Source organism: Arthrobacter sp. FW306-1B-F12A (assembly GCF_058781865.1).
Genome location: NZ_JBYSXD010000026.1, coordinates 1 through 10,705, shown reverse-complemented (window position 1 = coordinate 10,705; position 10,705 = coordinate 1). Strand labels below are relative to the sequence as shown.

Below are 10,705 nucleotides of genomic sequence, written 5' to 3'. Positions count from 1 at the left end.
GCGTTCTGGAACGCAGCCCCCGGCCCACACCCACGTATTGGGTTTCCTGGGTTTCCACATAGCTTGATTGGCCGCTTCCGGGCTCTCCGCCGCTCGCCAAAACTGGTGCAGTGAACAGTTACGGAAACATCGACTCCGTTGTCCCGGTGGACCCGCTCGCGGAAGTTTGGGATTACTTGGAACCGGCGAAATCCCCGGCACTGTCCGCACCACGGGGCCCTCAAGCCGCCGCAGTTCCAGCGCTCACGAGCATTGGCGCGCCTCCGCTTCCGGATGGGAACATGTGGCGGACAGAGGAGTTGCTGTCCCAAGGACTGAGCAAGCGACGTATGAACGAACACCTCCGCTACGGCTCACTGGTAAGGGTCCGCACGGGAGTCATGGTCCGTGGCACGTTCTGGCGTGGGCTTTCGGACGATGACCGGGAGCGCGCCCGGTTGGCGGCGTAATGCCATAGGACCCTCCGCGTCACGGCGGATGGGCTTACGTTCAGCCACACCTCCGCCGCCCGTCTGCACCGTTTGTATTTGTGGAGGGCTGATCAATTGATCCACGTCATCATTCCGTACCACGCAGCGAGCGGATCCCATGCGGCCGACGTCAGGGCTCATTCAGGCCTCCTCCTGCCTGGGCAACGGATCGAGATTGATGGACTTCCAGTGACAGCACTCGACCGCACCGTTCTGGACTGCGCACAGATACTGAACTATCGGCAGGGCCTGATTCTCTTGGACCACGGCTTGAGGCTCGGATGCAACCGTGAGTGGCTCGAGTCAGCGTGTGCCGGTCTAGTCGGTGCCCGGGGAGTCACGGCGTTCCGAAAAGCCTTGGCCTTCGCGAACCCATTGTCCGAATCCCCGGGCGAGACATTGACGCGGGACGCTATCGCGAAGCTCGGATTCCCGGATCCCGTGCTCCAGCTGCGGGTCCAAACACCTCGTGGCGCCTACCGGTTCGACTTCGCGTGGCCGCACCTTCGAGCCGCGCTCGAGTTCGACGGCAAGGCAAAGTACTTCGACTACAAGCCAACTGCGGAAGTGATCTTCGAAGAGCGGCAAAGGGAGAAGCTGCTGGCCGAGCAGGGCTGGCGAATCCTGCGTATTGATTGGAAAGGTCTCTTCGACGAACGCGGCCTGAAAGTGCGCCTGCTCAGGCTTCTTCGGGGGTGAGATCGTGGGTTCGGGCCGAGGACTACGTTCCGGAACACAGCCCCCGGCCCCCACCCACGATCTCGGCGGCGAGACAGCCGGGAATTGCTTCGGGCAGGGGAACCGTGATCGAGTGGAACCATGACAGATCAGCCTGCAGCCCCGGAATCCCTGCCCTTGAACGACCTTGAGTCCAAGCTCGCAAAGGCCGGGCAACCCGACGCGAACCCGGTGGACGTCATCCTGTCCTTCCTGAACAACGAGGTCTACATCCTGAGCACCGACTCCCTGGATAAGCCTGACGCCGCCGTGGAGCCTCTTGTCCTCGCCAACTCCGAGGGTCAGCCTGTCCTCGCCGTGTTCAGCCACCCGAGCCGGGTGGAATCGCACTTCCTCGAAGCCGCGCCCAACGTCCTGGGCACCCACGGTTCAGCGATTCTGGACAGCATCGGCGACGAGCTGGGCTTGGTGATCAACCCCGGCAGCGAGCACGGCTTCGAGATGGGCCCCGAAGGCATTGCGAACGTCCGCCGCGACTTTACCCGCGCGGACGAAGCCGAAGAAGCCCACGAAGCCACCGCCCCGGCCGCAGATGCGGACGCGGAATCACGCACCGGCGGACCCCAGGATTAATTGACTAACCGCCGGCACGAATCGGCAGTCGTAGTTGCTTCACACGCTTCGAATCGGGGAATAATGGCAGAATGCGTCTTGGCGTCCTAGACATCGGTTCCAACACCGTCCATTTGCTTTTGGTGGACGCGCATCCGGGCGCACGCCCGGTCGCGTTTGCCTCCCACAAGCGACCGCTTTCGCTGGTTCAGTTCCTGGACGCCGACGGTAACATCAACGACGCCGGACAACACGAGCTCATCGAATTCGTCCTCGAAGCGTGGGAGTTCGCAGCCCGCCACAAGGCCGAGGATCTCCTGGCATTTTGTACCTCGGCCATCCGCGAAGCCACCAACGGCGTCGAGGTCCTTGCCCGGGTGAAGCACGAGACCACTGTGACCCTGCAGGAACTGACAGGCAGCGAAGAAGCGTCCATGACGTTCTTCGCGGTCCGACGCTGGTACGGCTGGGGCGCCGGTCCGATCCTGGACCTGGACATTGGCGGCGGCTCTTTCGAAATGGCGTTTGGCCAGGACGAATTGCCCGAGCTCGCGGTGTCAGTGCCGCTTGGCGCCAGCCGTTTGACGAGGGACTGGCTCCACAATGACCCGCCCACGGCAAAGAGCGTCAAAGAGCTGCGCAAGTATATTCGCCACACTCTCAAGCCGGTGGTGCGCGAGTTCAAGCAATTGGGCCGGGCCAACCTGGTGGCCGGGACCTCCAAGACCTTCCGTTCGCTTGCACGCATCGCAGGCGCGGCCCCCAGCGGCGCCGGTCCGTACGTCAAGCGGGAACTCCACGCCACGGACTTGGGCCTCTGGGCCCAGCGGATCTCGGCGATGACCGTCGAGGACCGGCTCTACCTCCCGGGCGTCTCGGATGCACGGGCGGCGCAGATCCTTGCGGGGGCGCTCGTCGCTGAGGCCGCATTGGAAATGTTCGAGTTTCCCAGCATGGAGATCTGCCCTTGGGCCTTGCGCGAGGGATTGATCCTGCGCCGGCTCGACCAGCTGATCTTCGATGGCCCGCTGGCCCCGGCTCCGCATGTCGGGCTCGGAGGCGCGGTACCGGTACCACGCCTGGGCGCCAACACCGGAACGGCCGCGCCAGCGGCAGTATCCATACCAATCCCCATCGCCGGGAGGCAGGCCAACTAACATGAGCACCGACGTCGAGCATTCCGAAGAAGACACGCCGAGGATCCCGGTGGCGCTTTCCAGCGCCTCTGTCTATCCGCTCAGCGTCCATGACGCCTTTGCCGTGGCCCAGGACCTGGGGTACGACGGCGTCGAGGTGATGGTGACCAACAACGCCACCAGCCAGAACCCGGATGCACTCATCCAGCTAAGCCATCGATACGACCAGCAGATCGTCTCCATCCACGCGCCCACCTTGCTGCTGACTCAGCAGGTTTGGGGTCCGGCGTGGAACAAGATCGAGATGTCCTGCCAGATGGCGCGCGAAGTCGGCTGCAACACTGTGGTGGTCCATCCGCCGTTTCGGTGGCAGTCGAACTATGCGGAGAACTTCGCTGCCGGTGTGCGCGAGATCGCGGCGATGTACCAGGTGCACATCGCGGTAGAGAACATGTATCCGTGGCGTGTGCGCGGCCGGGAGGCGCTCGCTTACCTGCCGCACTGGGATCCGATGGGGCAGGATTACGACGACGTCACGTGGGACTTCTCGCACGCCGCCACCGCGGGTGCCAACAGCCTTGAGGCGATCCGGGCGCTCGGGAGCAAGCTGCGCCACGTCCACCTCACCGACGGTTCGGGCTCGGGCAAGGACGAGCACTTGATCCCGGGTTACGGGACTCAGCAGTGCGCCGAGGCGCTGCAGTATCTCGCATCCAACGGATTCGAAGGCACCGTGGTTGCCGAGATCTCCACGCGCAAGGCCAAAGCCGCCGGCGAACGCGAAGAGTGGCTCGCCGAGACACTGCGTTTCGCGCGCCAGCACTTGGGGGCGCCGCTCGTGGGAGCCTTCGAGATCTAGGTTCCTTAAACGAGAAAGCACCGGCGGTCGATACGGGAAAATGGGGGGAAACCCGTTCGACCACCGGTGCTTGTGGCGGACATCCCCATGCCCGCCTCATCACTCGCACCCTCAATGAGGTAACTACTAAGTTACGGAGCGATATTGGGTGCAGCCTGCAATAATCTTGGGAACTGGCTGGGAATCCTCGGCGCCCCTGGACAGTGCTGCATTGGTTCTGCAGCGGAGCAGCTGAACTGGCATCATGGAGCCATGAGCAACCGAATCGCATTCCTTGGCTGTGGGTCCATGAACGAGGCCATTCTGGGGGGCCTGTTGGCTGCCGGAACGGATCCCTCGGACGTCGTCGCCACCGTACGCCGCGCAGAACGCGCCGCCGAACTGGCCGAGCGCCACCATGTCATGACCATCGCCGGGGCCGAGGAACCAGATAACAACAAGCTGGCCACGAAGGGCGCTTCGGTTGTCATCCTGGGTGTCAAGCCTGTGGGCATTGCCGATCTCGCCCGCGAAATCTCACCGTCGCTGGCCAAGAACACAATCGTGATCAGCGTTGCCGCGGCCGTGTCCATCGCCCAGCTGGAAGCTGCCCTGCCGGCGGGCCAGCCGGTCATCCGCACGATGCCCAATACGCCCGCCAAGCTGGGACGCGGGGTAGTCTCCGTTTCGCCCGGGACCAACTGCACCCCCGAGCAGCTCCAGCAGGCCAAGGACATCCTCGCTGCCGCGGGCACGGTCGTGGAAATCCCCGAGGACCAGGTGGATGCCCTGTCCGCCATCAGCGGCTCGGGCCCCGCGTACGCGTTCTACCTGGCTGAGGCCATGGCTGCGGCCGGCGTCGAACTTGGCCTGGATCCCGAACTCTCGCTCATGATTTCCCGCGAGACTGTGGCCGGTGCCGGTTTTATGCTCGCTGAGCCCGGAGCAGACCCCACGGCCCTGCGCATTGCCGTGACCAGCCCCAACGGCACCACCGAACGCGCCATCGCGGCCTTCAACGACGGCGGACTACCCGCGATCATCGCCGACGGAGCCCGCGCCGCAGCGGCCCGGGCCGCGGAGATCACACAGCAGCTGGCTTAGTTCCTCGCACCGCAGCTACGGCCGCGCAGCGAACCGTTCCAGGAGGTCCACGTGCCCTGACACAATCAGCATGTCGCGGCCGGAGACCTTCGTGTCCGGCCGGGCGTAGGTGAAGTCTTCGCCCGGGGATTTCACGCCAACAATGGTCACGCCGTACTTGGAACGGACCTTGGACTCATCCAGCGTGAAGCCCACGGTTTCCTTGGGCGGGTACATTTTCACGATGGCGAAATCGTCGTCGAACTCGATGAAGTCCAGCATGCGCCCCGAGACCAGGTGTGCTGCGCGCACTCCGGCGTCGGCCTCGGGGTAGATGACATGGTTGGCGCCGATGCGCGTGAGGATCTTGCCGTGTGAGGCCGTGATCGCTTTCACCCAGAGGTGTTCGATGCCCAGATCCACGAGGTTCACCGTGATGAGCACCGAGGACTCGATCGAGGTTCCCACACCCACTACGGCGGAGCTGAATTCCTGCGCGCCGAGCTGGCGGAGGGCATCGATGTTGGTGGCGTCCGCCTCAACGACATGGGTCAGCACGGAAGCCCAATTCTGGACGAGCGTGCGGTCCCGCTCGATGGCCAGGACTTCGCGTCCCTGCTTGACGAGCTGCTCGGCGGTGGCTGCACCGAATCGGCCCAAGCCGATCACCAGCACGGGCGCGTTGTGCGCCGGCCGGTTGGGGGCGCCTGTTGAATTAGCCAATGATCGGCCTCTCTTCCGGGTAATGGAATAGCTGCCTGCGCTGGCGGAGGGCCAGGGCGGAGGCAAGGGTTATGGTGCCGATGCGGCCGGCGAACATGAGGGCGGCGAGGACGTAGACCCCCGCCGGCGGCAGTTCCGCGCTGAGGTTCGTGCTGAGTCCCACGGTGGCAAAGGCTGAAATGGTTTCGAAGAGTACCCGGTCCAGGCTGGCGCCGCTGATGGCCAACAGCAGGAATGCGGATACGCATACCAAGGTGGCACCGGCGACGATCACCGAGATGGCTACCCGCATGGTGCCCTCGGGGATCGTGCGGCCGTAGACCTTGACGTCGTCGTCGCCCCGGGCCTCAGCGACGATGGCGAGGAACATGACCGCGATGGTTGTCACCTTGATGCCGCCGGCCGTCGACGCCGAACCGCCGCCGGCGAACATGAGCGCGTCCGACAGCAGCCTCGTGGTCGAATCCATGTGCCCCTGGTCGACCAGGTTGAAGCCACCGGAGCGCGTCATGACCGAGGCGAAAAGGGAATGCGTGATCTTGTCGCCGACGCTCATGTTGGCGATGGTGTTGGTGTTGTCCCACTCCATCAAGGCCCAGAGGACTGCGCCGGCAATGAGGAGGATCAGGGAAACCTGGATGGTCAGCTTGGTGTGGAGGCTCCACTTCCTCCAATTGAGGCCGTGCCGCCGGAGCACCAGCATCACCGGAAAGCCGAGGCTGCCGAGGAACACTCCAAGCATGAGCGGCACGAGAATCCACAGATCGGTCTCGTACGGCACGATTCCGTCGGAATGGGGTGTGAAACCGGCATTGTTGAAGGAAGAGATCGAGTAGAAGACTCCGTGCCAGACGGCCTGCCAGAAGTCCTCGCCGAGCGTCAGGAACCGGGGAATCATCGCGATGGCCAGGACGGCCTCGATGGTCACGGACGTCGAGATGACGATCCGCAACAATGTACCCACTTCGCCCAAGCGGCCGGCGTTGTTCATGGCCTCCTGCGCAATGAGCTTGCCCCTCACACCGAGCCGTTTGCTGACCATGAGCGCCAGGAGGGAGGCGAGTGTCAGGGTTCCCAATCCGCCGACGAAGATGCCGACGAGAATCACGAGCTGGCCGAAGAAGGTCCAGTGCGTCGCCGTCGACACAACCGTCAAACCGGTCACGCACACGCTCGAGACAGCGGTGAACAGGGCCTGGTGGATGGGAGTGACCGCACCGTCGGCCGATGCCGCCGGCAGGGAAAGCAGGCCGGTGAACAAGAGAATCGCGAAGACGTACGCCGTGAGCGCCAATCGGGCCGGTGAGGAGTTGGCGATGTTGTCGATGAAGTCGCGGATACCCGTGAAAATCCACAGGCCTCCCCGCTCCGGCTGGACGGTTTGCCAGCTGGCCGGGTCTAGGGACCTCGACTGGCTTTGAGTCATGGCAGTGCTGTTCGCTTCTGGTCGATTGATTCTGCTTTCCTGAGTAGTAAACCACTAATCGCCCGCTGTAACGGGGCAGGTGCGTTCCGCCGCTCGGGTAGCCTGTCATTGATGACTTCCTGGGCAGGCCTCCGTCCGTCCCCGCTGCCAACGACGGTGGCGTGGGATCCCGCCATGACCGCATACAATTTCGGTCCCTCGCACCCGATGGCCCCCGCGCGGCTTGAGCTGACGGCCAGGCTCGCCGCGGCGCTCGGACTTTTCGACCTGGAGCATGTGTCCGTCCAAGCGCCTGAGGTCGCGTCCGACGTCGAACTCCTGGCAGTGCACAGCGCCGAATATGTCGCCGCGGTGCGGCGTTCGAGCGAAGATCCGACGACGCCGGACCCGGAACGCGGGCTCGGCACCGAGGATGATCCAGCGTTTGCAGGGATGCACGAGGCCAGCGCCCGGCTCGCCGGAGGGTCCTTGCTCGCGGCCGAGGCAATCCTGTCCGGGACCGCGGTCCGGGCCGTCAACTTCGGCGGCGGCCTTCACCATGCCTCCCGAGAGCGGGCCAGCGGCTTCTGTATCTATAACGACGCCGCTCTCGCCGTGCAGAGGCTGCTCGACGGCGGTGTCCGGCGGGTCGCGTACATCGACGTCGACGCCCACCACGGCGACGGCACCCAGAGCATCTTCTGGAACGACCCCAGGGTCCTGACGATTTCCCTGCACGAAAGCGGGCTCTCGCTGTTCCCGGGAACGGGATTCGCCAACGAGATCGGCGGCCGGGACGCCCAGGGGACAGCCGTCAACGTGGCGTTGCCTGCGTGGACGGGGGACGCAGGGTGGTTGCGCGCCTTCCATGCCGTGGTACCCCAACTCGTGCAGGCCTTTGAACCTGAAGTCATTGTGAGCCAGCACGGCTGCGACTCCCACAAACTCGATCCCCTCACGCACCTCAACCTGAGCGTGGACGGCCAGCGCGAGGCAGCCAACGCCGTCGCGGGCCTCGCCGCCAGGTTCTGCGAAAACCGTTGGATCGCCACCGGGGGAGGGGGGTACGACATCACGGGAGTCGTACCGCGCACGTGGAGCCATTTGATCGGCATCGTGGCCCAACATCCTGTCCAGCTGACGGCTCCGGTTCCGGAGGCTTTCCGGAGCCATGTCAGGGAAAAGTACGGGGATACGGTTCCCGAACTCATGGGGGACGGCGTGGACACCTGGTGGCGTTCGTGGGAGGTCGGCTATGACCCGGCTGACGCCGTGGACCGCACCATCATTGCCACCCGCAAGGAAATCTTTCCGCTTTATGGTCTGGATCCCTGGTTCGACTGATAGCTGCTCGGCCGGCCGCGCAAGGCTGGGTCGACGCCGCGCGCATATGCGAAATAGTTGATGCCTTTTGGCGTATATGTCGCTAGGGTGGGAGGCATGGTGACTGACGACGTATTTGCCGTCATTGCTGAGGCAACCCGGCGTGACATTCTGGTTTCCCTCCGCTCTGGGGATAAGGCTGTGGGGGAACTGGTGGAGGAGCTCGCAGCGAGCCAGCCCACCATCTCAAAGCATTTGAAGGTACTCCGCGAGGCGGATCTCGTCAGCATGCGCGCGCAGGGACAGAAACGCTATTACGCGTTGAACCCGAAGCCGCTCGCCGGTGTTGCCAGCTGGCTGGAGACGTTCGACGTCGGTCCGGCCAAGCCCGCGGCCGAAGCCGCTACCCCGTCCCGTACCCCCCGGCCACGCACGGCAGGCCAGGGCGCCACGGGCCAGCCGGATGCCGCGCGGAACCAGACCGACGGCGAGCCGATCGTCGTTTCTCCGGCGAGCACCGACGTCGAGCGCTCGCCTGAAGCCGCTACCGCCACCGGAGCTGTTGCTGCCGCCGCCGGAATCGACGACACCAGGCCGCAGCAGATCGGCCGCACGGTTGGCCGTGCCGCAACCAAGGCTGCGGACCTCTTGGCGAACCTGCCGAACCTGCCCAACCTGCCGAAGTTCGGGCGGAAGAAGTAGCGGCAAGTTGGCGTGATCCCGGTCACGCCGCGATTGGCTTCTGCCCGATGTTGGTCCGGGAAGTCCCTGCAACCTTTGTGGCCGTGCGCGATCCCCGCCACTTTCAGAGTCATGGGCCGGGCCGGAGGCCCGCTGGCGCAGCCCTTCGGATCTAGTGCCGCCTTTCTGAAGTTGTGGGACGGCTGGCTTCGCGAGGATCTGTTCCTGGGTCATTGGTCCTTTTCGACGGCAAAAGATGCCGACTTCGCCGGGAAATTGTTCGACGTGCTGCTTGGTCGTAATCGGTTCGGATGGAGATTGGCGCGCGTCTGATGCGAGCATGGCGGGGTCGTTTCAGATCCGCCGTTCGGCGCAGAAGTTGTAGGGAGTCACATGGATTCGAGGCTGGAAGCAGTCCGGGACACCGTCTTGGCGCGGAACCCGGGCGAGCTGGAATTTCACCAAGCCGTCACCGAGGTCTTCGAAAGCCTTGGCCCGGTACATGACCGGCACCCGGAATTCCTCGAGGGCGCTGTCCTTGAGCGCCTGTGCGAACCGGAGCGCCAAATCATCTTCCGCGTCCCGTGGACCGACGACGCCGGACGCGTTCACGTCAACCGTGGTTTCCGCGTCGAGTTCAATTCAGCCTTGGGCCCCTACAAGGGTGGACTGCGCTTCCACCCCTCGGTCTATCTGGGCATCGTCAAGTTCCTCGGCTTCGAGCAGATCTTCAAGAATGCCCTGACAGGCATGCCGATCGGTGGCGGCAAGGGCGGCTCGGATTTCGATCCCCGTGGCCGCTCCGATGCCGAAATCATGCGCTTTTGCCAGTCATTCATGACCGAGTTGTACCGCCACATCGGTGAATACACGGACGTTCCTGCCGGCGACATCGGTGTGGGAGGCCGCGAGATCGGCTACCTGTTCGGCCAGTACAAACGCATCACCAACCGCTATGAGTCGGGTGTGCTGACTGGCAAGGGAATGTCGTGGGGCGGCTCCCTGGTCCGTCCGGAAGCCACTGGTTTCGGCACGGTCATCTTTGCCCAGGAGATGCTCAAGACCCGGGGCCAGTCCTTCGACGGCCAACGCGTCGTGGTGTCCGGTTCGGGAAACGTAGCCATCTACGCGATCGCGAAGGCCCAGGCCCTTGGCGCCACGGTGGTTGCCTGTTCCGACTCCGCGGGCTATGTGGTTGACGAGGCCGGCATCGATGTCGCGCTGCTTCGCCAGATCAAGGAAGTCGAGCGGGGCCGGCTCACTGAATACGCGGAGCGACGCCGGGGCGCCAGTTATGTGGCCAGTGGCTCGGTCTGGGATGTCAACGGTACCGTTGCCCTGCCATGCGCGACTCAAAACGAGCTCGACGGCGACGCAGCGGCCAAGCTCGTCAGCAACGGTCTGCTGGCAGTCGCCGAAGGCGCCAACATGCCCTCCACCCGTGAAGCCGTTGCCGTTTTCCAGGACGCAGGCATCCTGTTTGCCCCGGGCAAGGCGGCCAACGCCGGTGGCGTAGCAACGTCGGCCTTGGAGATGCAGCAGAACGCCAGCCGCGATTCCTGGTCCTTCGAACACACGGAAGCCCGCCTGACGGAAATCATGGTGGGCATCCACGATCGCTGTGCCGCAACCGCGGAGGAATATGGCGCCCCGGGCAACTATGTCCTGGGTGCCAACATCGGCGGCTTCGTGAAGGTCGCCGACGCCATGCTGGCACAGGGCCTGATCTAGCGCGCCGCGCCCACCGAACCCACCC

The 10,705-nt window shown here is 64.2% G+C and carries 11 protein-coding genes; 9 read left to right on the top strand and 2 right to left on the bottom strand.

Annotated features, from left to right (window positions below):
• Positions 1–110 precede the first annotated feature (110 nt).
• From AC3WJU_RS13505 to proC, 6 genes are all read left to right on the top strand, one after another.
• Positions 111–449: a hypothetical protein gene (locus AC3WJU_RS13505; protein ID WP_492260092.1), complete on the top strand. Its 339-nt coding sequence runs from the start codon at positions 111–113 to the stop codon at positions 447–449.
• A gap of 210 nt (positions 450–659) precedes the next feature.
• Positions 660–1,169 carry a putative endonuclease domain-containing protein gene (locus AC3WJU_RS13500; RefSeq protein WP_492260091.1) on the top strand — a complete coding sequence of 170 codons (510 nt, stop codon included), beginning with the start codon at positions 660–662 and terminating at the stop codon, positions 1,167–1,169.
• A 120-nt stretch (positions 1,170–1,289) separates the two neighbouring features.
• A complete protein-coding gene (locus tag AC3WJU_RS13495) occupies positions 1,290–1,781 on the top strand; it encodes an SseB family protein (RefSeq protein WP_332603463.1) in 492 nt (163 codons plus the stop codon).
• A gap of 71 nt (positions 1,782–1,852) precedes the next feature.
• The gene (locus tag AC3WJU_RS13490; protein ID WP_084784591.1) at positions 1,853–2,917 is read left to right on the top strand and encodes a Ppx/GppA phosphatase family protein; all 1,065 of its coding nucleotides are present in this window, start codon (positions 1,853–1,855) and stop codon (positions 2,915–2,917) included.
• A gap of 1 nt (position 2,918) precedes the next feature.
• Positions 2,919–3,755 carry a sugar phosphate isomerase/epimerase family protein gene (locus AC3WJU_RS13485; protein ID WP_059389509.1) on the top strand — a complete coding sequence of 279 codons (837 nt, stop codon included), beginning with the start codon at positions 2,919–2,921 and terminating at the stop codon, positions 3,753–3,755.
• A gap of 252 nt (positions 3,756–4,007) precedes the next feature.
• Positions 4,008–4,838: a pyrroline-5-carboxylate reductase gene (proC, locus tag AC3WJU_RS13480; RefSeq protein ID WP_284990361.1), complete on the top strand. Its 831-nt coding sequence runs from the start codon at positions 4,008–4,010 to the stop codon at positions 4,836–4,838.
• A 15-nt stretch (positions 4,839–4,853) separates the two neighbouring features.
• Here proC and AC3WJU_RS13475 read toward each other — a convergent pair whose 3' ends face one another.
• The gene (locus AC3WJU_RS13475; RefSeq protein ID WP_171983496.1) at positions 4,854–5,492 is read right to left on the bottom strand and encodes a potassium channel family protein; all 639 of its coding nucleotides are present in this window, start codon (positions 5,490–5,492) and stop codon (positions 4,854–4,856) included.
• A gap of 40 nt (positions 5,493–5,532) precedes the next feature.
• A complete protein-coding gene (locus tag AC3WJU_RS13470) occupies positions 5,533–6,966 on the bottom strand; it encodes a TrkH family potassium uptake protein (RefSeq protein ID WP_284990362.1) in 1,434 nt (477 codons plus the stop codon).
• A gap of 111 nt (positions 6,967–7,077) precedes the next feature.
• Here AC3WJU_RS13470 and AC3WJU_RS13465 point away from each other — a divergent pair, with 111 nt between their 5' ends.
• The 3 genes from AC3WJU_RS13465 to gdhA all read left to right on the top strand — a co-directional run bounded on the left by AC3WJU_RS13465 (position 7,078) and on the right by gdhA (position 10,680).
• Positions 7,078–8,289, top strand: a complete 1,212-nt coding sequence (locus tag AC3WJU_RS13465; protein WP_492260090.1) for an acetoin utilization protein AcuC — start codon at positions 7,078–7,080, stop codon at positions 8,287–8,289.
• Between the two features lie 96 nt (positions 8,290–8,385).
• Positions 8,386–8,970 (top strand): ArsR/SmtB family transcription factor, encoded by a 585-nt coding sequence (locus AC3WJU_RS13460; RefSeq protein WP_492260089.1) that lies wholly within the window; start codon positions 8,386–8,388, stop codon positions 8,968–8,970.
• 372 nt (positions 8,971–9,342) lie between these two features.
• Positions 9,343–10,680, top strand: coding sequence for an NADP-specific glutamate dehydrogenase (gene gdhA, locus AC3WJU_RS13455; RefSeq protein ID WP_492260088.1), 1,338 nt, complete (start codon positions 9,343–9,345; stop codon positions 10,678–10,680).
• Positions 10,681–10,705: the final 25 nt, after the last annotated feature.

What these genes read in the sequence shown, in the direction of transcription:
- AC3WJU_RS13495 (WP_332603463.1), top strand. Translation starts at nt 1,290, where the DNA reads ATGACAGATCAGCCTGCAGCCCCGGAATCCCTGCCCTTGAACGACCTT.
- AC3WJU_RS13490 (WP_084784591.1), top strand. Translation starts at nt 1,853, where the DNA reads ATGCGTCTTGGCGTCCTAGACATCGGTTCCAACACCGTCCATTTGCTT.
- AC3WJU_RS13485 (WP_059389509.1), top strand. Translation starts at nt 2,919, where the DNA reads ATGAGCACCGACGTCGAGCATTCCGAAGAAGACACGCCGAGGATCCCG.
- proC (WP_284990361.1), top strand. Translation starts at nt 4,008, where the DNA reads ATGAGCAACCGAATCGCATTCCTTGGCTGTGGGTCCATGAACGAGGCC.
- AC3WJU_RS13470 (WP_284990362.1), bottom strand. Translation starts at nt 6,966, where the DNA reads ATGACTCAAAGCCAGTCGAGGTCCCTAGACCCGGCCAGCTGGCAAACC.
- AC3WJU_RS13465 (WP_492260090.1), top strand. Translation starts at nt 7,078, where the DNA reads ATGACTTCCTGGGCAGGCCTCCGTCCGTCCCCGCTGCCAACGACGGTG.
- AC3WJU_RS13460 (WP_492260089.1), top strand. Translation starts at nt 8,386, where the DNA reads ATGGTGACTGACGACGTATTTGCCGTCATTGCTGAGGCAACCCGGCGT.
- gdhA (WP_492260088.1), top strand. Translation starts at nt 9,343, where the DNA reads ATGGATTCGAGGCTGGAAGCAGTCCGGGACACCGTCTTGGCGCGGAAC.